Here is a 25385-nt window from a genome sequence, read left to right as displayed (position 1 = left end):
TATGCGTAAACCTTTTTTAGCAGCAATTTTATTACTGATGCTTGTCCGGCTGGATGCCGGGGCCGCTTCCGTCGCCCTTTATCCTGCCAACTGGTGGATCAATATGAAATGGAACAAGGTTCAGCTGCTGGTACGTGCGGCAGACCAGAACCTGAAAACACAAGCGGCATCGGTTCAATATCCTGGTGTGAAACTGGAAAAGATCTCCCGGTTTGACAATCCGCATTACCTGGTATTGCATCTTGTCATTGGTCCGGATACCCGGCCGGGGATAGCAAAGATCACAATAGGAAAGGAGGTGGTAGACTGGCCGATCAGCAACCGCCGGGCGGGAAATGGTACGGCGTTTGCGAACGGTGCCACTTCTGCAGACCTGATCTACCTGATCATGCCCGACCGGTTCAGCAACGGAGACCCTTCCAATGACCGCGTAAGCGGAATGCGGGACCAGTCGCTGAACCGCGACTCCGTATTTGAGCGGCATGGCGGTGATCTGAAGGGTGTGGAAAACCACCTGGATTATTTAAAAAACTTAGGCGTGACCGCGGTCTGGCTGAACCCCGTGATCGAAAATGATATGCCCAACCGTACGGAGCATGGATATGCGTTTACCGATCATTACCGGATCGATCCGCGGCTGGGCGGCGCTGCGGCTTATAAAAGGCTGATCGATGCGGCACATGCCAAAGGATTGAAGATGATCCAGGATGCCGTTTACAATCATACCGGGCTGGAGCATGTATTGTTCCGGGATCAGCCGGACAGCAGCTGGTTTCACCGCTGGCCGGGGTTTACACAAACCAATTATAAAGACCAGGCGGTGTTTGACCCCTATGCGGCCCGTATTGATAAAAAAATTATGGAAGACGGATGGTTCGTTCCATCTATGCCTGACTGGGATCAGTCGAATCCGTTTGTACAGGCCTTCCTGATCCAGCACGCCTTGTGGAGCGTGGAGGAGTTTGGCATCGACGGATGGCGGGTGGATACCTATGCCTATAACGATCTTCAGTTCATGAACCGCTGTAACCAGGCCCTCTATGATGAATATCCGCGCATCAGCATCTTTGGAGAAACCTGGGTACATGGTGTGCCCAATCAAAGCTATTTTTGTGAGAACAATTATTCCATTCCTTTTAAAAGCAACCTCCAGGCGACCACCGATTTTCAAACCCTGTTTTACGGCATCATTCCGGCGGTAACGCAGCCCTTCGGATGGACAGAGGGGGTGAACAAGCTGTACACGACGCTGGCGCAGGATTTTGTGTATAAAGATCCCATGCGCCAGGTGATCTTTCTGGACAATCATGATCTGGCCCGCTTTTATTCCGTGGTAAATGAGGATACGGCAAAGTACAAACTGGCCTTTGCGTGGCTGCTTACGGGAAGGGGGATCCCGCAGATGTATTACGGCAGCGAGGTGCTGATGAAGGGAACCACCTGGCCCAATGACGGATATGTACGTCTGGATTTTCCGGGTGGATGGCCCGGTGATCCGCAAAATAAATTTATCGCTTCCGGTCGCACGGAAAAGGAAGCGGCGGTATTCGATTATATTAAAACCCTGGCCAATTTCAGGAAGCGCTCCTCTGCCCTTACGCATGGGAGGTTGTTGCAGTTTGCGCCTTATGATGGGGTGTATGTTTATTTCCGGTACGATGACCGGCAAACGGTAATGTGTGCCATGAATACGAACGGTAAGCCGGCAACGGTTGCTACTTCGAGGTTCCGGGAAGTGCTCCACCGTTTTAAACAGGGAAGGGATGTGGTTAATGGCAGCCCGATTGTCTTTAGTGATTCACTTACTTTACACCCGATGTCGAACCTGGTGCTGGAGCTGCAATAGCGAAGGAGCTAAAGAAACGTTCTCCATATCAGGGTGTTGGCGTATTTGTTGCCGCCGGTCCATCTTTTGCCATATTCTTTTAATGCATTTATGACAAAAGAATCCGTGACTTTTTTGCCTTTGGATGGTGGGGCAACAGGGGCGGATACATCCAGTTTCAATGAAGTGGCGATCCAGCTGGTATAGAGACGGGGTACGGTAAGACCGAGGATCAGCCCGGGTAATCCGTGCACGCCCATGGGGCCTCCGGTTACGGGAATCTCTTCCGTATAGTAGGCAAAAATGTACACGCTGTCAAAGAGGATGGCACTTGCTTTACGACAGTTAAATCCCGCGATCACTGTGGATTCAGAGGGACTTAACTTCCACTTTATTTTTTTCAGATCGCCTTCCACAATATTGTAATTATCGATAGTAATGAGGTTGGCGTACTTGTTGGTGGCATAGTCGTTGTACCAGACATTCTCTTCTTCCACTCCAGTAATCCAGCTGCTTATTTTCTGGCGGTCGCCGGTACGGTCAAATTTGTATATACCCTTATTGTCTTTAAAAGCATAGGAATAGTAATTTACGGAAAACTGAGGCATCTTATCCATTAGGGCGCGGCTCCACATATCATCTTCGGCCTCCAGTCCTTTTCTGATATTGATCCGGACTTCATATTCAACTGTTCCGCTGTTAATGAATTTTTGTGCATGGCCCGGGAGCGTTGCATAAATGAATGTCAGCAGAAGCAATGTAATGGGATATTTCATGTTGCTGTTATTTTATTTTGCAGGAGCTGCGCCTTTATTGCTATTCAGATTCCAGACAAAGGATAATAAATAAAATCGTTTCAGAACCGTGCGGTAGGTTTCCGTAAAACCATACCGGCTGAAGCCGGTGTTCTGATTCAGAATGTCATTGACCCGGAACCATAGCTCAAATTCATTTTTATAAAAACGTTTAACGGCTGAAGCGTTCCAGATGGTGAAATTTACATTGTTGGCGAAGTCCGGTGTCTTCTGCCGGTAGGTTCCGTCTACATCCGTCCTTAATTCAAAGTCCTTGGTGATCTTCGCAGCGATGTCGCCATTGATTCCATAGGACCAGTAGTTCTGATTTACGCGTGTATTCACTGTGGCTCTGGTATTGTTATAAGCAGCCTGTGGACGCACCCAGATAGTGAACTTTTGATCCTGGATCGATTTCTGAATGCCCAGGCTGAGCTCATAGGAATTGCGGGTAGTAATGTTCTTAACGGCTTCCGGGTTGCTGTTGTCTTTTATAAAATCAATACTTCTACCGCCGTTATAACCTGGATTGATGTTAAAACGGATGTCTGGCTTCTTTAATTTGAATCCGTAACCCAGGTAGGCGTAAAGATTGGTGACGCCGCTGGCATTCACGGTCTGGTATTTCTGAACAGGGTTGGTATAGTCGTTCAGGTTTACAAACGCATTCTGCGTAGTACGGTAGTTGGTATAAAGATAGATATTGCGCTCTGTAAGCATTTTCCACGAACTGAATCCCAGGTTAAAGGAATGTGTGAAGGAGGGCTTCAGGTCTGGATTACCTATGCGCTGATTCAATTGCTGGGTATTGTCGATAATGGGCTGCAACATGTCGAGCGATGGTGCGGTGGCGTTGCCGTTATAACCTCCATAGATATTTTCAGAAGGTTTGAGTTTATAATTGAAATTGGCTCTCGGATAGTAGTTGGTGAAACTGTACGGACTACTGCTATTGTCGGTATGGTTGATCCGCACATACTGGTTAAAGTTGACGGTAGAGCCAAAAGAGTAATTGTATTTTTTCTTGTTCACCCTGAAATTCACCCCTGGTGCATTGCTGGTGTTATTAAACTCAAAATTATTGCTGAAATCTGCATTCAACTGATCGTATGCACCTGAAACACCTTTGTCGTAACTGTCGCGTTTTCGTGTGGAATTGCTTTTGCTAAAAGCATAACTGAACTCAAGATAAAAGTCTTTTATAATGGGTTCGGTGTACGCAATACGTGCGTTAACAGATTTGGTCTCATTATTATTGGTACGTTGCTGATCAATGGTCAGTGTGGAATCGGGCTCCGGACCAAGACTGGTGTAAAAATCGGCCTTCGAATACTGGTATCCTGTATTGTCGGAGTTGCTGTAATTGATGCCGGCAGTAGCTGAAAAGGTGCGGTATTGTTTTTTGAATTTGTGGGTCCATAGCACGTTGGCATCAATGCTGCCATTATCAGTTTCTCCCGAATTCCGGGCCTCACTTTTGGTAATGTACCGGTTGTCTTCCGTAAGATTCTCCGTAATATAGGATCCTTCGGTTTTGAGCACACCCTTATTACCGTTGGCACGTATCCTGACGGTATTCATAGAGTCGATCTTGTCCTCCACCATCAGGTTCATGCGATGGCGCATGTCGGAGCTGAAGTTATTGTTTACGGAATTACTACGCCAGGTAGAGTCATTTGCAAACTGAAGCGAGTTGGTGCGAATGTAGGCGGGAGCATTGATCTTTACAAATTTATAACCTGTGTTAAGACTGTACTGGTCCGCCGCAAATTTGTTACTGTAGTGAAAGCCTGCATTCCAGTTGGTGGGAATACCATCGCTCCGGTTGTACCCGCCTCCGCCAAAGTACATCATTACACTTCCGTCATCCGATACCTGCATGTTGTCATTGTCACCGCCATATTTTTCCTGGTCGTCCCAGCTCAGGTTCAGCATACCGGTATTGCTCATGATGCCATAGGCTGCAATCTTCCGTTTCGCCTTAAAGGCATTCAGCATGACCGAATTGTTGAATTTATTTTGTCCCCCCGTTTCGGATCTGTCCTTTAGGCCTCCTCCCACCTCTATTTTTCCAAAGTATCCTTTTTTCTTATCTTCCTTCAATTTCAGGTTTATTGTTTGTTTGCTTTGCCCGTCATCAATACCCGTAAAAGCTGCCTGGTCGCTTTTTCCGTCGTATACCTGTACTTCTTTTATATTATCGGCCCTCAGGTTTTTAGTGGCAATACCAGGGTCGCTACCGAAGAATTCCTCTCCATCTACCAACACTCGTTCCACCTTTTTTCCCAGCGCCGTAATCTTCCCGTCTTTGTCTACCTGGAAACCCGGGAGCTTTTTCAGGAGCTCTTCCACATTGGCCCCTTCCGCTACCTTAAAACTGTCTGCAGTGAACACTGTGGTATCCCCCGACATAAAAATGGCCCTATTCCCCTTTACAATCACTTCCTCCATCAGCTTGATCTTGGAGAGCATATAAAGTGTTTTCAGGTCGACGGGTGTAGTTCCGTTAATGGTCGCATTTTCAAAAAGGTCGGCAAAGTAGGGATGGGTGATCATCACCACATAGTTCCCTGTATCCAGGCCGGGAATCTGGAACATACCATCTTTTCCCGTCCGGATAAAGCCGGCCAGCGATGAATCCGCTGCTTTCATTACAGTGATCAATGCATTGCTTAGATCTTTATGTTCTGTTGTATCTGTCAGCTGGCCTTTGATACTGCCGCCCGACTGGGCCTTTGCCGCCTGAAAGAAGCAAAGAAACAGCGCAAGCAAAACGAGAGTTCTTGATCTCATGGACGTGTTTTGATAAAGTGTTTGTTATATGGTAGTCGCTATCCGACTTGTTTTGTTACAGTTCACGATCCGGCAAATCTACGAAAAAAACGTAATGAAACTAAGTCGGTAGTTATTTTATTTCATCCGGCAACGCTGTTGGTTTCTCATCATTTCTGCTATGGTTTTTTTCAGTAGAAAAATTCATGACGCAAAAATGAAGGTTTTCCATAATACCTGATACCGGCCTGATTGTAAAATACGTTAAAGTATATAAAAAACTGATATCAAAGATGCGAAGGGGGGCAAAAGGCCGGGGCGATTTCCTGAAAAAATGTTGTACATTGCTGAACAACTGTTCATATGCCAATCGATCTAAAAAAAATCCAGGAAAGGTTTGAAGCTGCGAATTTTATTGATACTACAAAACCGGTCTGGAATTATTCGCTGCTGACCGACACTGATATAACAAATTTTCAGAACGGTACTCATTATTCATTATATGAAATCTTCGGATCCCATGCCCTGCAGGTGCAGGGGCAATGGGGCATGTATTTTTGCGTGTGGGCACCCAATGCACAGTTCGTATTCGTAACCGGGAACTTTAATGACTGGAGCAAAGTGACCCATCCGCTCACAGCGCGGTGGGATAACAGTGGGGTATGGGAAGGGTTTATTCCGGATTTGAGTTTTGGTGAATTATACAAGTATCATATTGCGGGAGCCCATAATGCGGTAACTGAAAAAGGAGATCCGTTTGCCAACTACTGGGAACTGCGTCCCATGACTGCTTCCATTACCTGGGAGCTGGGTTACGATTGGGGAGACGAAAAGTGGATGGAGGAGCGAAAAGAAAAAAATGCGCTGGACGCCCCCTGGAGCGTATATGAAGTACACCTGGGAAGCTGGCAGCAACCGGACCCTTCGGACGAACATTCCTATAATTCTTACGACCAGCTGGCAGCGCGACTGGTGCCCTATGTAAAAGAGATGGGGTTTACCCACGTGGAGCTGATGCCGGTAACGGAATATCCGTTTGATGGCAGCTGGGGCTACCAGACCACCGGTTATTTTGCACCCACTTCACGCTTTGGCGATCCTCAGGGATTCATGCGTCTGGTGGACGCCTTTCATCAGGCGGGTATCGGCGTGATACTGGACTGGGTGCCTTCTCATTTTCCTTATGACGCGCACGGTTTGTACCTGTTTGACGGAGAACACACCTATGAATACGCAGATATGCGCAAGGGATATCACCCGGACTGGAACTCTTATATCTTTAATTATAAAAGGGGAGAGGTAAAGTCCTTTCTGATCAGCAGCGCCCGTTTCTGGCTGGAGCAGTTCCATATCGACGGGCTGCGGGTGGATGCCGTAAGCTCGATGCTTAAGCTCAATTATTCGCGGAAAGAAGGCGAGTGGGAGCCTAATGAATTCGGCGGCGACGGAAACCTGGAAGCGATCACATTTATCCGGCACCTGAACGAAACCATTTACCGCGACTTCCCGGATGTGCAGACCATAGCAGAAGAAGCTACGGACTGGCCGGGCGTGTCGCGGCCGACCTTTGAAGAGGGCCTGGGCTTTGGCATGAAATGGATGATGGGCTGGATGCATGATACACTGGACTATTTCAAACTGGACCCGATACACCGCCGGTACCATCAGAATGATTTTACATTCAGTATGATGTATTACTATGATGAGAACTTTATGCTGCCCATCAGTCATGATGAAGTAGTACATGGTAAGAGCCCGCTGATCTTTAAAATGCCGGGCGATCTCTGGCAGAAGTTTGCCAACCTGCGATTGTTCTTTACCTATATGTGGACACATCCCGGCGCCAAGCTGCTGTTCATGGGATCGGAGTTCGGACAGACAACAGAATGGAATTATAAATCCGAGCTGGACTGGTCATTGTTACAGCACAACAGTCACAGAGGCGTACAGGAATGTCTTAAGGCGCTGAACGGGGTACTTGTAAGCGAACCGGCAATGCACATCCGTCAATTCAAAAACGATGGCTTTGAATGGGTGGATCTGGATCACCGTACAGAAAGTGTTATGGCCTATAAGAGAAAAGGTCTCCACCCCGGAGAAGACCTGCTGGTGCTGCTGAATATGACGCCCGAAGTGCGTTACGACTGGGTGGTGGAATGCACAGGTAAGGAATATACGGAAGAACTGTTCAACTCCGACAGCAAAGCATACGACGGTACGGGAGATGTATTTAACAAGGACATCCGGATTGAATTGATCGATGTTGCCACAAAACGCTACCGCATTACCCTCAACCTGCCTCCGCTGGCCGGGGTTATTTTAAAATAAGTGAGGCATGTGCCGCAGATGACACAGATCCGGCGCAGGCAATCGTCGGCTCTACGGGAGATTTTGTAAAACCAGGTTGTTCTCCTCAGTCTTGTTTTTATAAATTATAGCACAAAAACCATCTGCGGTATCAGTGGATCCATCAGCGATCATCTGTGGACAAGCGGTTGCAGCTATTTACGCTTCCATACTTCTTCTATCAACCGGAAACTGCCATCCGAATTGGTATATTTATACCGCATCACGAGATCGCCCGTGGCACGGTCGATATAGCTCCTGCCGGCGGTAGGATGGTTTTCTATGGGATTGGTGACGCCGATGTATCCGGAAACATCAATGGTCCCGTCTGCCGCGAAGGTGAGGATCATGCGTGTATCCCCGTTATTGGCAAGATTGGCTACATCATCCGTCCGGACGCTTATATAGTCTGTTTTTTCTATTTGCTTGTCGATATCAATTGCGGTGGTACCGGCGGCACTGCCATCGCTGTTGTAGTTATACCTTGTGCCGGTGGCCCGGTAGGAATAAGCAAGTGCCGTGTCTGTATAAGGAGTAAACTGGATCAGGATGGTAGAGTCCGGTTTCCGCGTCCGGAAGGTGTCAATGGCCGTAAGGCCGGGTAGAAAATAGGATTGGATCGCCGCTTTTGTTCCCAGTTTATAATTTTCTAATGTGACTGAATCTTTTGAAACGGTTATACTGTCCAGTGTATTATCCTGTTTGTAATAATAGACCTTTGAATAGATGTTTGTAGAATCCGATTTAGTAAAATACAATCTTACCGAATCGTTGCCAAAAATCCGGAAGGGGGTGGTATTGGTCAGCAGCTGTTTATTGTATAGTGAGGACTCATAAATGGGGCCATACATCCTGGTAAGCTGCGTCCGTTGTCCGACAGAGCGGTTACCGGCGGCATCATAGGTGTAAAGCAGGAAGCTTTGTACATCTGATTCCTGCAGATGGGTGGAGATAACCGTACTGACCGTATCCGATGTTTTATTGGTGGTCGCCGGCAGCACCAGGGAATCGCGGCCATTGTTCCAGTAAAGTATGTATCCCGTAATGCTGGGATCCGGACTGGGATTCCAGCTTACCTTTATTCTAAGGTTGCCGGGCCGGGTGGTTAAATTAGCGACAGTGCCGCTATAGACCACTTCTTTATTATCCTGGAATTTTTTGTAGTCGTCAATTTTCCGGCTGCAGCTTAAAAGCAGGATCCCGGAAAATGCAGTTCCTGCAATGATGCGTAAAAGCGTCGTTATAGTGTTCATAATCTGTAAATACGTTGATGAAAAAATTATCTGGGGTCACCATAAAAAGTGAGCTCCATAATATGGGCAAAATTGTTGTCCCCGCCCCAGTTCTCAGGTACCACCACCCGCAGGAATTTTACTTTGGGTGCGGCAAAGGGTACATCAAAGTCAGTTCCGGGACGTGCCCATGCCCGATCGGCATCGGTAGGTGTAAGACTGCCCGAAGGTGGATCCGGGTACCGGTAGTTGCCGATATTTACCCAGTCTCCCATTACCGTTCCTTCATCGGCGAAATAAGGAGGACTGAAGTCTCCGGGTTGCTCTGCGCTCGATCCCCATAACATGAAAGACTTGGGGTTGCCATGTGCCCACAGGTAGCCGTCACGCGGTACCAATTTGAACCGGCTGAGTTTTGCCAGGACGCCGATGCCGAAGCTGGTGGTTGCAGGGAGGATGATCGGCGGACGGCTTTGATTGGTATGCCAGCCGCTTCCATTGTTATTATCCCACAGCCGGGGTGTCACCCATCCGAATTCATCTGTTTTACTGTTGCTGGGCAAATTGTATTCAAAAAAATTACTTTTATTCAGCTCGATCTCATAGAGGGGTTTAATGGTTTGAAAAAGGGTATCGGAAGTATTGCCCCATTGATCGGTGGTATACGCTGCTACGGGCTTGGGCAGGGTGTCAAAGCCACGCGAAGGAAAACTGATCTGGGAAAAACTGGAGAAAACCTGTTGGCGTATAGTATACTTGCCATAGTAGGGGTCGTTGTAGAGAAAGACAACCCCCACATTTTTCTGCAGCTCATTGATCGCATTGATCCGTACGCCCGCAAAATCCGCACTCAAGGAAAGGGTTTTGGCCACCACCTGGTACACCGGTGTATCCGGATGTACTTTTACCTCTACGGGGTCGGATTCTACATTGGCACGGCTTACCACCCTCAGGATAACAGCGTATTCTTTTTTTTCGGCAAACCCGTTTACCGTCAGCGTATCGGAATAATAACTCGATTTTGTTTCCAGGCTGGTCCCGGTCTTATCATTAACTACATAATTGGCTTTTACGTATAATATATTGTCTGATTTAGGAAGGCTATAGGTGATATAGGCGCCCCCGTTAAAATTAGTGACCTTAATGTCGGTGACGGTTCCGGGTTTTGTTTTGTCGGCGGAAGCCGGTGTGTTAAAATCCGAAATTTTTGTACAGGCTGTTACATACAGCAGCAACATAACTGCGATGACAGCGTATAGAGCGGAAAAAAAGCGGTTGTTCATATCAAATTTTTAAAAACTGCAAACATTAATTCCAGTAAGGACTTTGTACGAGGTTTTCGTTAAACTGCTGCGCCTGATCTGACAACGGCCAGAAATAATCCTTAGTAGTGACGGATGGTATAAACTGGGTGACGGGCACGTAAAAATCCGGCGCATTTTTCTGGAAGATCGACCATCCCTGCATGGGCTGTGCCATTACCGTTGTCCATTCTTTCCAGCGGCGCAGATCCCAGCCGGCCTTTGCTTCAAAGCACAGTTCAATACGGCGCTCGCGGTGTATGATCTCGCGCAGGCCGTCCTTTGTCGCGGGCTTTGCCGCATTAAAGGAATGGGCTGCCCAGGATGCTACAACACCCTTTAATCCTGCGCGTATCCTTACACTGTCCACATAAGCGTATGCTTCATCGGAAGGACCGCTGCGTTCGTTCAGGCATTCCGCATAAAGAAGGTAGAGGTCGGCCATTCTTATCCGGGGAAGGCGGAATGCTGTTTGCGCAAATCCATTCTTATCGTAAACGCTCAAATAGTTTACCAGTTTTTTGGGCCAGATGCCGGTGATGTTCAGCCTTGAATTGTCCTTTGGTGCCGCCGGGCCGGAACGCGCCTGTACTGAAAGTGCTGCATTCGGATCGGTAACGCCGTTGCCGTACCATACAGCCCCGTCAAAACCGATATTTGCGTAATACCGGAGCTCACGATCAAAATTGTTTTTTATGGTCTGATAACTCTGTGCAATCAAATATTTATTATCAGCATCTCCGGTACGGAACGAAAAACGCCCGGCGAAATCCCAGTTCTTATCTTCTGTAATCGGCACGCCATTTTTAGTATAAAACAGGTCTGTGACACCAAACGGAACGGCCAGTGTTCCGGGAGCGGCGCCCAGACTGAAGTCGGCGGTAAGACGCGGACAGGCATTGGACTGCTGGGGAAAATAGGGGTTGAGCGCCCAGATCACTTCCGGGTTCAGGTTCCAGCGTTCCGTTACGGCATTCTGCAACGTCAGTTCCTGGAGCAAGACGGCCGGGAGGTCCGCCGGGAGGTTGGCGGGTCTTACAAATTTATACAAACCCTGGTTCCGGCTCTTGGCTGCGTCAATGGCGGCTTTACAGGCAGTGGCGGCAACGGCCCATTTTGCAGGATCAAAGCTGGCGGAGAACAGGGGCTGACCATCTACATTTTTATAACCCGCATAATCGGAATTACCGTTGTATAAAGGACTCGCCTGTGTGGTGCGGATCTCGGCTTTTACCGCCAGTGCAATTACCTGGGTGATCCTTCCCTGTTCCCTGTTGATATCGGTAATTACTACGGGAAGGTTGGGGATCGCTTCGTCAATTAAACGCACGGTATAATCAAATACCGAATCCACATGCTGTCTTTTTACGCGTAATTGTTCTATGGGTGTGGTGATATCATCGTCCTTGTCATAAATCGGCACCGGACCATACATTTTTACCAGGTAGTAGTGATAATATGCCTTCAGGAATTTTAATTCGGAGATCCAGCGGGCTTTTTCAAATTCATCCAGGTCTATCGGTTTATTAATATTGGCCAACATGATATTGCAACGCCGGATGGCTTTAAAAACAGAAGGAGCACCGTTGGTCCCATCCCAGTAATTGAGTACGGGGCTGGATATGTTCTGTGTGCCTCTTATCATGTGAAAGCCCTGATCGTACAATTTGGGACCTTCGCCGATAACGGTGGGATATATGGTTTCTCCCGATGTAACGAATGAAGGATCTCTTGTTACATCCGCAAAGCTCTGCAGGGTACTGTAACAGGCAAAAAGATAGTTCTCCGCCTCATTCCTGTTCCGGAACGCATAATCAAGAGTGCCCACATTTTCCGGAGTCACGTCGAGGTATTTTTTACAGGAAAAAGCAGTGAATGAAATAAATGCATACAAAAAAACCGAAGCAATACAGGTTGTGAGACGCATAAGTTTACTCATTTAAAAGGTGATGTTGATGCCAAGATTGAATTTCTTTTGAAGCGGATAAATAAAGCCATTGGCGGTTCCGTCGCCATTCTTTTGTTCTACATCCCATAGTTTAAAATTGGAAAATAAAAACAGGTCAGCACCGTTGGCATATATCCGGCAGGCCTTTATTCCCAGGCTGTGTGCCAAATTGTTGGGCATGCTATAGCCGAGCTCGATCAGCTTTAATCTTAAAAAGTCGCCATTACGTAGCCACCAGGTGCTGGGCTGCAGGTTGTTTGCTATGATATTGGCATCTGTTCCCAATCGCGGATAGAAGGCATACAGGTTCTGATTTCCTTCCGACCAGTAATTGTCGGCCACAGCCTGCATTACCTGTGCCTGACCTGGTATATTCCTGTTTGCTTCGGGTATTACGAAGGGGCTGATGTCCCTGGGATTGATGAGGAATGAAGTACGGGCATTGCCCTGGAAGCGGAATCCGAGGTCAAAAACTCCATACCGGATGCTGGGACCAAAACCATAAGAGATCTGTGGTGTGCCCGGCAGACCGATGGGAACCATATCTGCAACGGTGATCTGGCCATCCCCGTTAATATCGCGGTACTTTATATCTCCGCCCCTGGGTGGCTGGGTGCCAAAATTTTGGGTGGGAGAGGAGGCGGCTTCTTTGTCGTCTACAAAAAGGCGCTCGGCAATATAACCAAAAGGCTGACCTACGATGGTCCCGGTTCTGCGGCGCCAGGGCTCATCAAGATAGGCCGGTTCTTCATAATTCTCATATATGGCCTGGGAGTAGGTGAAATTAGACATGAAGGCCACCGACAATTTATCGGAGAATATCTTGTTGTAGTTAAGTGTGAGATCCCATCCGTTTGCTTTTACCACCCCCACATTGGTAAACACCCCAGCTTCCAGTCCGGCGCTGGTGGGGATACTACGTGATTGTAAGATATTGGTTCTTTTTTCATTCCAGTATTCCGCGATGATATCAACACTTCTGAACAGCGACAATTCTACTGCCCCGTTGAACCGTAATCCTTTTTCCCAGGTGACGTCTTTGTTCTCGTAATTCCGTATGGTCACCCCCGGCCGGCTGTACCCGTTGTCGATGCCAAAAGTAGCAGGGTTGCCTCCGGCGAGTTCCACATCCGACAAATAAAAGAACCGCTGATCGCCGATCTGGTCATTACCGCTGTAACCCAGGCTTGACCTCAGTTTGAGGGAAGATATAATATTGGAGATGCCCTCTTTCCAGAAATTTTCTTTTGAAATGATCCAGGATACGCCGGCGGTTGGGAAGAATCCGAACCGGTTCTTTTCATCAAAACGCTCTGTGCCGTTATAGGCGCCGTTAAGACGGAGAAAGTATTTGCTTTTATAAGCGTATGCCAGTTCAGCTGCATAATTCAGGTTCCTGTAAGGAAGTGCATAAGGCAGGGAGGGGGCTCCGGTTCTGGGATCCGTTCCGTTGGCTTCCAGCCGCTGCATTCTGATCACGTTTAATGTAGCGCCTATATCGTGGTCGCCGATACTTTTTGTATAATCCAGCCTGCCCTGAAAATGAATATACGCCGTTGCATTCTTATCGCCCGGGTTGTATACCAGGTATTCGGTCGCGGCACCGCTGTTACCAGCCGAATTAATGCCACCCACGAATATATTTCCGCTGGGCAGGTTATTGATCCATTGCAGCCGGTACGAATTGCTACCGATGTCGTATCCTCCAAGTGGGATGGTATAATAAAAAGGATTATATGCCATCGTATTATCGAAATATGAGTAGCGGTTCACATTCACGAATCCGTCAAAGACAAGTCCTGGTGTAATAAAATCGAGTTTCTGGTTCAGTTTTACGGTACTCAGCATCCTCGAATTGGAAAATCGTTTATACCCCCGGAGCATCTGTGCGTAGGGGTTGGCATAACCCACTGAATTGGGAGTAGATCCGTAAGCATTACCAAATAAAATATGTTGTGTTAAGCGGTTGGCAGAATCCGGCGCATAATAAGCGGGGAACAGCACGGGACTGGTATGCGTGGCCATATTGAACAGGTCCGTTGAAAAGCTGGCATTGTTTGTAATAGGCCCGCTGTATTCATTGAAGATGCCCCATAGCTGTACCGACAGCAAGGTGGTTTTTGTGATATTGAAATCGATATTGGAGCGTAACTGATAGGTTGTGAATTTTAAATTGTTTTTAAAACTGTTGGCCGCGTCATTTTTTAAAATGCCGTTATCATTGCTATAGGAGCCCGAGATAAAATAATGTGCAAATTCGTTACCCCCGCTGATATTCAGATTGGCCCGCTGTGTAAAGGTTCTTTTTTTGAAAAGGAGGTCCATCCAGTCCACCGCGGGATAAATGTATTTATTGCCATTCGGATCATTCTTCATTGTGAGGTCCGTATAGTATATTTTATCTGCAGAAAAAGGAGGGGCCAGCGTTGGGTCACGGGTTACTGTAGCCTCATTGTACATTTTCATGTACGTGATTGGGTCCGCCAGCTGAAGCCGGTTCGTAGGCTGGGATATTGTATTTTCAATCAGTAGATTGAGTTTTGCTTTTCCTGTTTTGCCTGATTTTGTCGTCACCAGTATTACCCCGTTGGCACCTCTCGCCCCATACATGGAGGTGGCACTGGCATCTTTTAAAATTGTAAAAGCCTCCAGGTCGTTTACCTGCAGCCGCGCCAGATCATCACTGCTGACCTCAATATTGTCAATCAATATCAGCGGATCGGCCCGGTAACCGAAAGTGGTGACCCCGCGAATGAAGAAATTGGAATTGTCCAACCCCGGTTGCCCGCTGTTCTGAAAACCGATCACCCCGGCTACCTGCCCAACGATCGCATTGGTAAGGTTGCTGGAAGGGATCCGCAGATTATCCGGTTTGATTGTTGAGACCGATCCGACAATCGATTCTTTTATCTGCTTTCGCCCCAGCGCGGTAATAATAACTTCGTCATTCGCGGCAACGATCTTTTGTATCATGATGACTTTCAGGTTAGGGTCAGCAACGGCGGGTACTTTATAGGTATAATCTTCATAAGATACCGCGGTAAAAATCACCGTGCTGCCTGCCGCAACATCCAGTACGAACCGTCCGTTATTATCGCTGGCGGTGCCGGTTTTTTCATTTCCCTGTACGGTGACGCTCACATTGGGCAACGGGGCCCCGGCAGAATCCACAACCGTGCCTACCACGGCTATTTTGCCCGCATTCTGCGCGCTCAGAGAGGGGATACAAAAAAGGAACAGAAACAGGATGCATAGTAATTGCAAGGTTTTCTGGTTTGGATAGTACATAAACAAGGATTTCATGGGCCGTATTATGGTTTAAACAATAAAAGGTCACTGGCATCTGAATGCTCAGATGTCCTAAGAAATGCCGCGCCTCCGGGGCTCCGGCCGGTGCGTTATAATTTATATGCCATTCTATCGGTAACCGCTGCCGCGCCTGTGGCGGATGGTGCTACAGGGGTGCAGTTCCATGAGGAGATGGCGTTGCAATAAGGATTCCGTTGGAATCAATTGTCGGACAGCAATCATAACAGTAGACATCGATTTAATTAAATCAAATTTATAATGGACAAAACCCAAATTCAATAGCTTTTTAAATTAAAAAACTGGACAATTCGATTTTATAAATCCATCCTGAGATCTGACAATTTTTTTTATTTAAAAAATGTTAAATCGGATAAACCGGTTATTTTTTACTATTTTGATGGACTATTTAATCTTTTTACTGGACTATCTTATCGAATGCTATGACCAATTTTAACCGGAGAGACGGCTTTACGGGTCAGCAGATGATCGTTTTGCCAAACCGGGTGATCAATAAGATCATCCATACGGACCCCTTGCTGGAACATATGTATATCACCCAGATCGGCTATTTTCCCAAAGCACTGTTTCACTACCGGGAGCGGCGGAACGGCTGTGCCGACAATATCCTGTTGTATTGTACCGAGGGAAGGGGCTGGTACGTGATCGGAAAAACGCGGTATGAGGTGTCGGCCAACCAGTATGTTATTTTACCGGCTACGGACAGGTACATGCGATACGGGGCCGATAATGATGATCCCTGGACCATCCACTGGGTGCACTTTACGGGTACTACCATTGACATGTTTAATAAAACAATGAAAATAACATTGCAACGGGGCCCGGGGTCGATACATTACAATTCATTTGCACTGAAATTATGGACGACAATGTATCAGAGTCTTGAACAGGCACATTCCCGGGAGAATGTGATCAATGCGATATTGTGCCTGCATGCATTTATCGCGTCGTTCCTGTTCAAGGAGATGTACCTGCAGGAGCCCGCCATGAACTCCGGCAAGATGATTGCGGATACGATCGCTTATATGAAAGAACATATCGGCGAGAAAATATCCATTGAAACCTTTGCGGCAAGATGCAATCTGTCTGCTTCTTATTTTTCCAGTCTTTTTAAAGGGGAAACGGGAAAGGCTCCGCTGGAATATTTTATCCAGCTTAAAGTGCATCATGCCTGTACCCTGCTCGTGTCTTCAAGAATGAAGGTAAAGGAAATCGCAGCAATGGTTGGATATGACGATCCCTATTATTTTTGCAGGATCTTTAAAAAACTGACAAAGACCTCTCCAAAAAAATACATGCAGCTGAACCATGCCAAAACATAACAGTGGTCCCATTTCCGCCGGATATCCCGGCGCTTGTAATATTGGCTGCTGCTATTAATGTGTTTTATCCACACATTTACCAACCCAATGGTATTTTCTGGTGATTTCTTGTCATAAATCCCTTATTTTGCTAACCGTTAAATAAAGTGAGATATGAGTTTTGAAAATTTTAAGGTTCCTTATGAGGTTGATAAGAATTATGGAAAACGCGTGGCGTATTTTTCGATGGAGTATGCGATTCACCAGCCGCTGAAAATTTACAGTGGCGGCCTGGGCTTCCTGTCCGGGTCACATCTCCGCAGTGCATATGAACTAAGACAGCATATGATCGGCGTTGGTATTTTATGGAAATACGGTTATTACGATCAGGAGCGCAACCAGGACCAGACACTGGATGTGGCCTGGAATGAAAAAAGCTATAGTTTTCTTGAAGATACGGGAATTAAATTCCAGATACAGGTACACGACGCGCCGGTATGGGTAAAAGCATACTATCTGCATCCGGAGACATTCAAAACCGCGCCTTTATTTTTGCTGAGCACCGATCTGCCGGAGAATGACTATGTATCCCAAACGATCTGCCATAAACTGTACGATGCCAATGTGGCGACCAAGGTAGCGCAGTTCATCCTGCTGGGGGTAGGTGGGGCCAAACTGATGGACCTGCTGGGTGTGGATCCGGAGATCTACCATCTGAATGAGGCGCACGGCCTTTCTTCGACCTTTTACCTGTATCAGAAATTCGGCAGGAATCTCGATGAAGTAAAAAAACGTCTTGTATTCACCACACATACGCCGGAAGAGGCAGGAAACGAAAAGCATGACATTTACCTGTGTCATAAGATGAGCTATTTCTGCGGACTGGGAGTGGATGAAGTAAAAACACTGACAAAGGATTACAGCGATCAGTTCAATCATTCGCTGGTGGCATTGCGTTTTGCGCACGTTGCTAATGGAGTGTCCAAACTGCATGGTGAAGTATCGCGGGATATGTGGGGGAAATATGAGGGCATTTGTCCCATTATCTCCATCACCAATGCACAGAACTGGAATTACTGGGCCGATAAGCAAATGTATAAATTCAAAGAGGTAGGGGACGATTATGGGTTTGATGACCGTAAATGGTTCCTGAAGAAAAGGGCATTCGAAATTGTGGCGGATCAAACCGGCAAGCTGTTCGATCCCCGTGTGTTTACCATTGTCTGGGCCCGAAGGTTTGCGGGCTATAAAAGAGCAGGGCTGATCGCGTCAGACCTGCAGCGCTTTAATCAGTTGCTGAACAACGCACCCTTCCCGGTTCAGATCATATGGGCGGGAAAGCCCTATCCCATGGACTTCCCGGCGATCTCTGAATTCAATGAGCTGGTACACCTGAGTAAGAATTATAAAAATGTGGCAGTGCTTACAGGATACGAGCTCGGATTGTCCAAACGCCTGAAACAGGCGGCGGATCTGTGGCTGAACAATCCCCGCGTACCGCGTGAGGCATCCGGCACCAGTGGTATGACAGCCGCGATGAATGGTGCCGTTAATTTCTCTACGGACGACGGGTGGATCCCCGAATTCATCAATCACGGGCATAATGGATTTGTAATACCCAAGGCCGATTATGCGAATATGAGTGTTCACGACCAGGATGAATATGACCTGAACAAGCTGTATGAGATCCTTGCCGGACAGATTATCTCGCTTTACTACCAGGATTATAATACCTGGAGACAGATCATGAAGAATGGCATGCAGGATGTACGCTGGCAGTTTGAAAGCAACCGCATGGCACATGAATATTATGCGCTGATGTATAATGCAGCAATCTCCCAGGTCTGAACGGTTCCGGATAAATTTATCAAAGTGCAGTGACATCCGTCCTGCACTTTTTTATCGGGGATAATACCTGCGCTGCCGGAATTACTTCACAAGTGCTTCCGCTCTTTTTCTCCGGGCTTGTTTTTCTTATAAGATTGGATATTATTTAATTACAGCTGATAAGTAAAGAGGAGTTGCCTGTCTATTTATTGATTTCACTGCTCCATTTTATTTCATTCTTCCTGATCTTCCAGATAAAACCATCCAGGATATAATGAGTGAACTGAGGCAGGGCCAGCAGGGGAACCAGGATATTCAGTATTTCCCCGCTGGGTTGGAATGCTGCAAAATAACTGCCTCCGAATGCCACCCTGTGTTCTTTCCATACCGCAATATCCCAGAAAAATTCCTCCATAAAGGCCAGCCCAAATATGATGAATAAAAAAATAAGGATTCCTTTTTTGGAAAAAACCCTGTGTAAAAAGGGGTTCTCCTTCTTTTGTTTCGAATAGACTTTTCTGCCGTGCACCCATACCAGTGCCATGTAAGGAACACCGTGGCTTACTACATTAAGCAGCGTAAATGCCATATCACCGTTGAAGTAAACAATCCCGAAATACCAGGAAATAACGGTGCCGGCAATGATGCCGAATTTGGGCAGGTTAAAGTGCCGGGTTTTTATGGTCTGAATGGTCAGATGAAAGATGTAAACAAGGAGCAATATGAAATAAAGGCCGCCGAGAATGGGCAGTAGCGCACTCCCGCCGAAATAAACAAAATCCCCCGTAATGAACCAGTTAAAATTACGCGGGCCCGAGATGTGCCAGTAGAAAAGCGGGTAAAGCGTGGCACTGTAGATCACTGCTGTATCCAGTTTTGCAGTAAAGGACCGTTTGTTTTCAAACCGGCTGTACAGCCGCATGAAACCGTATTGCTGTCGTATGAAATGATATACCGCTGCATAAGCCAGCACCCTCCAGAACCAGAGCGCGCTGAAATTATAAAGCAGCAACCCAGCAGTAAAAGCAACGAATGGAATGACCCAGAGGATCGTACCCTTTGTTTTTAATGCATTCCGGTCGAAATAAGTACGATAGAGGGTCGTATATACATGACCAACGTCAATCAGCAGGACCAGGAGGATCCATCCGGTAAGTGACATCCGGTCATCATTCCGAAATAAATGAGGGAAGGAGATAATAAGAAGCAAACAGACAAAAGGAGGCGACAGAATAAAAAATAGATCTGTGCCTTTGTTTTGCAGCCAGGGTTGCCGGTATTTATATAATTGTTGTTCAGCCGGCATTGATTATTTTTTGTGCAGCGTTAATACCCTGGTAAAAACCTTCTTCAAAAATACTGATGCCCGCGTAGTCTGTATGAGCGAAGAAGATCTGGTTATTGACTGGTTGTTGCAAGGTCTGACGGACTCCTCCGAATATATGCCCCGGCACAGGTTTAGGCATAGCATGCCCCCATACCGTTATATTTATCTCTTCGAGATACTCTTCAATCCGGGGATGAGCGGTTTTCAGGTCACTCAGGACCTTTTGGCACCAATCGGTATGATTGTTCCCGTATGCAGCAATACGCGCGGTAGTAGCATCTTTATCTGTTAACGGCAGATAATAGGTGATGTTTTTATAGGACGTCAGCTGATCAATCAACTGGTGGGTGGCATCTACATAGCCCAGCGAGGCGCTATTGTAAATTACATTGTCCCAGCAGATGCCTGCCCAAGTTGATACGGCCGGTTGCCGTAATTTCAGGTTGGCTACCATCCAGGGGGTGTAAGTGAACGAATCCTTTGCCTTTTTGAATGGTTCCTGGTCCTTCATCAGCCTGCCGGTTACAAAGACAGGGGTCGCCAGAATACAATTGTCTGCCAGTATTCCCCGGACCTGTTTGCTTTTTACATCCAGGTAGTGAACCGCCACCTTTTTGTCTTTCTGAAAAACAGCGAGCACCAGACTGTCGGTTATAATATGATCCTTGAAATCTTTTTTTAATTGATCTGCCAGATAGCCGTTACCCTGTGGCCAGGTGATCACATCGCCATGTGCCGCATTGACTGCCTCGCCTTTTCGGGAGGCAAAATAGTGGATGCCTACCCAGGCGCTGACGGATACCGCATCACAACCAAAATCATCACGGGTGCAGTAGTTTACATACCAGTGTAAGGCAGGGGCTGTCAGCTGCTCCTGTTGAAGCCATTCACTCATCGTAATCGTATCCAGCTGCGTATATACCGGCTGCCTGCTCGACCGGTCAACAGGTATGTCGAAAACATATTGTCCTTCGTCATCCTTCAGGTGCCGGTAGTGGTCCATCAGGGCCAGAAATTTTTCAAATTGTTGCTTTTCATCTGCCGTGATGCCTCTTTGCGGTATCAATCCGTCCTGCCAGCTTCCGTTAATATATAGCCGCTCCTGCGGATCATAACACAGAAATTCCTCATTATAAAACGGAAGTCCGCTTTCGTCCCGGTACAGGATCACCCTGGCATCCTCCAGAAAATCGAGGTATTCTGTGAGGTGGTTGTTAGGGACAGGGATATAGTGCGCTCCCATCGGGTAAGCGGAAACCTCGTTTTTGCCATAGGCCGCATTACCCCCGGTATAGCTTTCCAGCTCCAGTACAATAAAATCTTCTCTTCCATGCTCATGCAGCCATCGTCCGGCACTAAGACCACTGATCCCTGCTCCTGCAATGACAGTGCCGGCAACTGTGTAATGTTTCGGGGAAGGAATGTTTTTCATATCCCGTAATATATGCCCTATTTGTGCAGAAGCACCGGTGATGGTGCCTTTAAAAGAGGCCCGGGGACGTTTGCAGCCGGTTTCAGTCAGTAATGCCGCGCTGCCGGCCATACAAAGTTCTATGAAATTTCTGCGTTTCATTATGAATCAAGATAATGGCTCCACTCTTCTTCAAAATAACTTACCAGGGACTGGTTATTGAGCTTATTGACCGTGATCTTTTTTGTAGGATGCATGTCCGGCGGGAAATAAAACATCTGCTCAACACTTTGTCTGTCTGCAAACCGCAGGTGATCCGGTAACTGCAAAAACCATCCTTTAGCTGTGTCTTTCATGGCCAGGATATAGCCCCAGTCTCCAAAAGAGGGGACAAGATTGTGATACGGTTTTGTGCTAAATCCGCAGGACCTCAGTGTTGTATCCACGCACCAGAAACTGTTGGGTGCGACGAAGGGTGATGTGCTCTGAATCACGGCAATACCGTCAGGCTTTAGCCGGCGAAACAGCGTTTGATAAAAGCTATTGCTGTAGAGTTTCCCTATCGAATAATTGGAAGGGTCGGGGAAATCGATGATTATTGCATCGAAACATGTAGCAGATCCTCTGAGCCAGGTAAAAGCATCTGCGTTCTGAACGGTCACTTTGGGATTGCTGAGGGAATGATTGTTGAGCTCGGAGAAACGCTCCTGGGTGGTAAATAATCGGGTCATGGCCGGATCAAGGTCTACCAGGGTGATCCTCTTCACATCAGGATATTTCAGTACCTCACGGGCGGCCATTCCATCGCCACCGCCAAGGATGAGTACCTGTTCACGGCGGGTAATTGAAGAGAGGGCCGGATGTACCAGCGCCTCATGATAGCGGTATTCATCGGCGCTGCTGAACTGCAGATTACCGTTTAAAAACAAGCGGGTCTCCCTTTTATTACGGGTAATGACAATACGCTGATAAGGTGTGGATTTGGCATATACAATATTGTCTGCAAAGCTATTGGTCTCCGCCTGTTCCATGATGCGCTCAGCATATACAAATGCAACAAGCTGGAGCAGAATGATGCTGATGGCGGCAGTTGTCAGCGCCCGATGATTTTTTAGTTCGGGCTTGAACCGGACAGAAAGATATAATCCCACGAAAGTGTTCATCATCCCAAAAAACAACGCCGTCTTGATCAATCCGAGATGCGGAACAAAAACCAGGGGAAAGATAAGACTGGCAAGCAATGCACCAATGTAGTCAAATGTAAAGACCCGGCTTACAAGCTCTTTAAAGACCACTTTGCCTTGCAGGATGCGCATCAGCAGCGGGATCTCCAGGCCTACCAGGATACCTGTTACCGATACCAGCGCATAAAGGATGATCCGGAAGGATGCTGCAAGCGGAAATACATAAAACAGAATAACCGCACTGAAGCCACCGATAAGGCCGACCAGTAACTCTATTTTAATAAACCAGGAGAGGAGGTGCTGCCCGATGTATTTGGAAAGAAAGGAGCCGATTCCCATCGAAAAAAGGTAGACACCGATGATGGTGCTGAATTGTGTTACGCTGTCTCCAAGAACATAGCTGGCCAGTGTGCCGGCCACAAGCTCATAAATAAGCCCGCAGGATGCAATGACAAAAACGGCCAGCAGTAAAATAAGCTGATTGTTACTTTTGAGGGAACGCATATCAATGAATGGCGGAGGCGATGATAATGGCAACAGATAACATAAAGAATCCTGCCAGCACTGCCAGCGCCATATTTTTGTGCTCTAATATTTCCTTCCGGATATTGTGTTTGGGGGTTAATATTTCCACCAGAACAAATGCAACTATCAGAATGGCAATGCCCAATGCGGAATAAATGATGGAGTTGATAATAGATTGATACATAAATAAGGATTTGATATTATTTGTGATAACCGGTTCTTGAAGAACTGTAACTGCTGCCGTTTTTGTTGTTCCCGCTGAACATCGAATCTCCATTATAATCGTACCAGGCCATTGCGGCAATACATCCGATGATGATCAGGATAAACCACCGGTAATGGAACAGGGAATGATTGGAGTTGAATATGTTGAACCGTTTCATTTTTGTTTATGCGTTCCAGCGTTTGTTTCTGTTGTTATTACTGATGAGAATATATGCCGCACCTGTGGCTGCAACAATAAGCAGAACAATAAACAGGTTCCGGTGAACGGGGACGTCATATAAAAGGGTCGCCGTAAGTTGTTCTGTATAACTGCTGATATCGCTGGTGCCTTCAAATTCGATATAATAATTTCCCCGGGGGATATCTGTTAGTAGCACGCTGCCCCGGGTACCCCCTTCAGACCAGCTTTCCCCATTTTCCACACCACTGTAAAAGGACAGTGTTTCGGTAAAAGGGACCTGGAGCCCTTTGTCGGTGTTAACCAGATTGCCACTGACTTCGATCCAGTTGTTGGAAAGGCCGGGTGCGCTAAGCTCGATCTCTACATTGCTTTCTTTTTTGTTCAGGTAAAACCTGTTGCTGGTATAGCTGTGATTTTTTGCTGTGTCACTGAACTCCATAGAAGTGGTAATAACCCGTTCGTTTCTTTTGTTTACAGCAAAAATTATATGAAACAATATCATCAGCAGGATCGCTGCAATTCCGATCATAATGGTCTTACCCACGTCAACGATCATCAGCGGCTGTATGCTGCCAATACCGCGTCTTGCCGGCGGTCTGGTATCCAGTTTGAAAGCTTCCTTTACCTCGGAGGGGTTTATATGTTCGCCGTAGAACCAGCATTCTTCCGTGTCTGATTTTTCTTCTATCATCAGTTGAGGCGGGCAGACAAATTCACGGCAATAACTTTTTCTGGTATTGTTAATGTCATAAATATGCTCTCCGATCGCATCCGTTACTTTATACCTGTATTTGTTATAAAGATCAAACCGGTTGCCGGTCTCTATAAAATAGTCGTTTCCGCGCTTGGATATTAATGGCGGTCGCGGCCATTCTTTTACATAAACCCAGTGCCCGTTGTATTCGCTGAGATAGGAAAACCCTTCCACTGGATTGAAAAGTGTATATTCTCTCCAGGATGCAAACGCTCCTGAAAGCTCTTCTTTGCTGCAACATCCTATAACAGTAAAGAGGATCCTGTTAAAGGATCCGATATTTCCCGGCTGGAGATAAAATGCAGTGGCTGAGTTATGAAACGCTGCTTTTGTTATTAGCTGGAATTTTTTTTTCTTATAGTTGTACCCGTATTCCGTTTTACAGGAAAAGCAAATCAGATCCCTGGTATAAGGTATGGCTACTATGGGAAGTGCTGTATTGCATTTCTCGCACTGTAATGAAAAAACGGATGATCCTGACACCGTATTCCCGAATTTAAATTGCCGGGGTTCCAGAAAATCCAATGAAAATGCAACTGATTGTTCATTATGATAATACTGAATTTCTATATATCCCTCTTCCTCATTAAAAAACGCTGCCGTAAAAAACGGCAATGCCGGTTCGGGAGTACAGAGTGCTCCTTCTATGCTGATAGAATCGGCTTCAGACCTCCTGATCAGCCGGTATTGCCGGTCGCCGTTAAATTTTATAGTTGTTCCGGCCCTCGACTGACTAAGTTTTTTTCTTGTCGGTTGATCAGTTACCGTGATCTTTTGTAATATACTGTAATGTCCATAGCCTTCCGATAGGACTGCTGTTCCTCCATCTTCAAAGATAATTGTCCAATAGCTGAATGCACCATCGGTGCCTTCAGCAAGGAATCGGCCGCTTATCGCAAACTTCTTGTTTTTCCATAAGCCGGTTGTTCCGGGTTGCAGGTAATGGTTGCTTTCGGGCGCGAGCCTGTAGATGCTGTCTTTTACCAATGAAGTCGCGCCCGTATCCTGTAGAATATTTACAATCATTCCGCACTCACAGGGAACAATCAGGATATCCCTGGCCGGCAATTGGAGTGCTTTTTTACAGTTGGGGCATTGATACATT

At 46.8% G+C, this 25385-nt stretch carries 16 protein-coding genes; 4 read left to right on the top strand and 12 right to left on the bottom strand.

The genetic code is table 11. The annotated features are described in order from the left end of the window. Position 1 precedes the first annotated feature (1 nt). Positions 2 to 1846: a glycoside hydrolase family 13 protein gene (locus K7B07_RS00655; RefSeq protein ID WP_223706523.1), complete on the top strand. Its 1845-nt coding sequence runs from the start codon at positions 2 to 4 to the stop codon at positions 1844 to 1846. 8 nt (positions 1847 to 1854) lie between these two features. Here the strand turns inward: K7B07_RS00655 and K7B07_RS00650 are convergent, their stop codons facing one another. Continuing rightward, positions 1855 to 2601 (bottom strand): GLPGLI family protein, encoded by a 747-nt coding sequence (locus K7B07_RS00650; RefSeq protein WP_223706521.1) that lies wholly within the window; start codon positions 2599 to 2601, stop codon positions 1855 to 1857. A gap of 12 nt (positions 2602 to 2613) precedes the next feature. Further along, positions 2614 to 5412 carry a TonB-dependent receptor gene (locus K7B07_RS00645; protein ID WP_223706519.1) on the bottom strand — a complete coding sequence of 933 codons (2799 nt, stop codon included), beginning with the start codon at positions 5410 to 5412 and terminating at the stop codon, positions 2614 to 2616. 342 nt (positions 5413 to 5754) lie between these two features. Here K7B07_RS00645 and glgB point away from each other — a divergent pair, with 342 nt between their 5' ends. After that, positions 5755 to 7719 (top strand): 1,4-alpha-glucan branching protein GlgB, encoded by a 1965-nt coding sequence (glgB, locus tag K7B07_RS00640; protein ID WP_223706517.1) that lies wholly within the window; start codon positions 5755 to 5757, stop codon positions 7717 to 7719. 173 nt (positions 7720 to 7892) lie between these two features. On the opposite strand, the gene K7B07_RS00635 is transcribed toward glgB, so the two are convergent. Genes K7B07_RS00635 through K7B07_RS00620 form a run of 4 tightly spaced genes read right to left on the bottom strand, consistent with a single transcriptional unit; the run spans position 7893 to position 15506 of the window. Beyond that, entirely contained in the window at positions 7893 to 8990 is a 1098-nt protein-coding gene (locus tag K7B07_RS00635; RefSeq protein WP_223706515.1) for a DUF4998 domain-containing protein, read from the bottom strand. A gap of 26 nt (positions 8991 to 9016) precedes the next feature. Continuing rightward, positions 9017 to 10252, bottom strand: coding sequence for a DUF4959 domain-containing protein (locus K7B07_RS00630; RefSeq protein ID WP_223706513.1), 1236 nt, complete (start codon positions 10250 to 10252; stop codon positions 9017 to 9019). A 25-nt stretch (positions 10253 to 10277) separates the two neighbouring features. Continuing rightward, positions 10278 to 12197 (bottom strand): RagB/SusD family nutrient uptake outer membrane protein, encoded by a 1920-nt coding sequence (locus K7B07_RS00625; protein ID WP_223706511.1) that lies wholly within the window; start codon positions 12195 to 12197, stop codon positions 10278 to 10280. 12 nt (positions 12198 to 12209) lie between these two features. Further along, positions 12210 to 15506: a SusC/RagA family TonB-linked outer membrane protein gene (locus tag K7B07_RS00620; protein WP_223706509.1), complete on the bottom strand. Its 3297-nt coding sequence runs from the start codon at positions 15504 to 15506 to the stop codon at positions 12210 to 12212. 461 nt (positions 15507 to 15967) lie between these two features. On the opposite strand from K7B07_RS00620, the gene K7B07_RS00615 reads away from it, so the two are divergent. After that, positions 15968 to 16867, top strand: a complete 900-nt coding sequence (locus K7B07_RS00615) for an AraC family transcriptional regulator (protein ID WP_223706507.1) — start codon at positions 15968 to 15970, stop codon at positions 16865 to 16867. Between the two features lie 153 nt (positions 16868 to 17020). Beyond that, on the top strand, positions 17021 to 18694 hold the full coding sequence (glgP, locus tag K7B07_RS00610; protein WP_223706505.1) for an alpha-glucan family phosphorylase: 1674 nt from the start codon (positions 17021 to 17023) through the stop codon (positions 18692 to 18694). Positions 18695 to 18875: 181 nt separating this feature from the next. On the opposite strand, the gene K7B07_RS00605 is transcribed toward glgP, so the two are convergent. The 6 genes from K7B07_RS00605 to K7B07_RS00580 are packed head-to-tail and all read right to left on the bottom strand — an operon-like array spanning position 18876 to position 25384. Continuing rightward, entirely contained in the window at positions 18876 to 19979 is a 1104-nt protein-coding gene (locus tag K7B07_RS00605) for a hypothetical protein (RefSeq protein WP_223706503.1), read from the bottom strand. Beyond that, positions 19969 to 21573: an FAD-dependent oxidoreductase gene (locus K7B07_RS00600; RefSeq protein WP_223706501.1), complete on the bottom strand. Its 1605-nt coding sequence runs from the start codon at positions 21571 to 21573 to the stop codon at positions 19969 to 19971. The genes K7B07_RS00605 and K7B07_RS00600 overlap by 11 nt, the downstream gene beginning before the upstream one ends. Next, positions 21573 to 23099 (bottom strand): polyamine aminopropyltransferase, encoded by a 1527-nt coding sequence (locus K7B07_RS00595; protein WP_223706499.1) that lies wholly within the window; start codon positions 23097 to 23099, stop codon positions 21573 to 21575. The genes K7B07_RS00600 and K7B07_RS00595 overlap by 1 nt, the downstream gene beginning before the upstream one ends. A 1-nt stretch (position 23100) precedes the next feature. After that, complete coding sequence (locus K7B07_RS00590) at positions 23101 to 23304, bottom strand: DUF350 domain-containing protein (protein WP_223706497.1); 204 nt, start codon at positions 23302 to 23304, stop codon at positions 23101 to 23103. A gap of 16 nt (positions 23305 to 23320) precedes the next feature. Beyond that, positions 23321 to 23503 carry a hypothetical protein gene (locus K7B07_RS00585; protein WP_223706495.1) on the bottom strand — a complete coding sequence of 61 codons (183 nt, stop codon included), beginning with the start codon at positions 23501 to 23503 and terminating at the stop codon, positions 23321 to 23323. A 6-nt stretch (positions 23504 to 23509) separates the two neighbouring features. Continuing rightward, positions 23510 to 25384, bottom strand: coding sequence for a DUF4178 domain-containing protein (locus tag K7B07_RS00580; protein WP_223706493.1), 1875 nt, complete (start codon positions 25382 to 25384; stop codon positions 23510 to 23512). Between the last annotated feature and the right edge of the window lies 1 nt (position 25385).

It is taken from the genome of Niabella beijingensis (genome assembly GCF_020034665.1).
GTDB lineage: Bacteria > Bacteroidota > Bacteroidia > Chitinophagales > Chitinophagaceae > Niabella > Niabella beijingensis.
This window is presented reverse-complemented; position numbering and strand designations above follow the sequence as displayed.

Excerpts from the sequence above, each read along its gene's own strand:
- K7B07_RS00655 (WP_223706523.1), top strand. The coding sequence starts at position 2 with ATGCGTAAACCTTTTTTAGCAGCAATTTTATTACTGATGCTTGTCCGG.
- K7B07_RS00620 (WP_223706509.1), bottom strand. The coding sequence starts at position 15,506 with ATGTACTATCCAAACCAGAAAACCTTGCAATTACTATGCATCCTGTTT.
- K7B07_RS00600 (WP_223706501.1), bottom strand. The coding sequence starts at position 21,573 with ATGAAACGCAGAAATTTCATAGAACTTTGTATGGCCGGCAGCGCGGCA.
- glgB (WP_223706517.1), top strand. The coding sequence starts at position 5,755 with ATGCCAATCGATCTAAAAAAAATCCAGGAAAGGTTTGAAGCTGCGAAT.
- K7B07_RS00585 (WP_223706495.1), bottom strand. The coding sequence starts at position 23,503 with ATGAAACGGTTCAACATATTCAACTCCAATCATTCCCTGTTCCATTAC.
- K7B07_RS00615 (WP_223706507.1), top strand. The coding sequence starts at position 15,968 with ATGACCAATTTTAACCGGAGAGACGGCTTTACGGGTCAGCAGATGATC.
- K7B07_RS00650 (WP_223706521.1), bottom strand. The coding sequence starts at position 2,601 with ATGAAATATCCCATTACATTGCTTCTGCTGACATTCATTTATGCAACG.
- K7B07_RS00595 (WP_223706499.1), bottom strand. The coding sequence starts at position 23,099 with ATGCGTTCCCTCAAAAGTAACAATCAGCTTATTTTACTGCTGGCCGTT.
- K7B07_RS00645 (WP_223706519.1), bottom strand. The coding sequence starts at position 5,412 with ATGAGATCAAGAACTCTCGTTTTGCTTGCGCTGTTTCTTTGCTTCTTT.
- K7B07_RS00590 (WP_223706497.1), bottom strand. The coding sequence starts at position 23,304 with ATGTATCAATCTATTATCAACTCCATCATTTATTCCGCATTGGGCATT.
- K7B07_RS00580 (WP_223706493.1), bottom strand. The coding sequence starts at position 25,384 with ATGTATCAATGCCCCAACTGTAAAAAAGCACTCCAATTGCCGGCCAGG.
- glgP (WP_223706505.1), top strand. The coding sequence starts at position 17,021 with ATGAGTTTTGAAAATTTTAAGGTTCCTTATGAGGTTGATAAGAATTAT.
- K7B07_RS00605 (WP_223706503.1), bottom strand. The coding sequence starts at position 19,979 with ATGCCGGCTGAACAACAATTATATAAATACCGGCAACCCTGGCTGCAA.
- K7B07_RS00630 (WP_223706513.1), bottom strand. The coding sequence starts at position 10,252 with ATGAACAACCGCTTTTTTTCCGCTCTATACGCTGTCATCGCAGTTATG.
- K7B07_RS00625 (WP_223706511.1), bottom strand. The coding sequence starts at position 12,197 with ATGCGTCTCACAACCTGTATTGCTTCGGTTTTTTTGTATGCATTTATT.
- K7B07_RS00635 (WP_223706515.1), bottom strand. The coding sequence starts at position 8,990 with ATGAACACTATAACGACGCTTTTACGCATCATTGCAGGAACTGCATTT.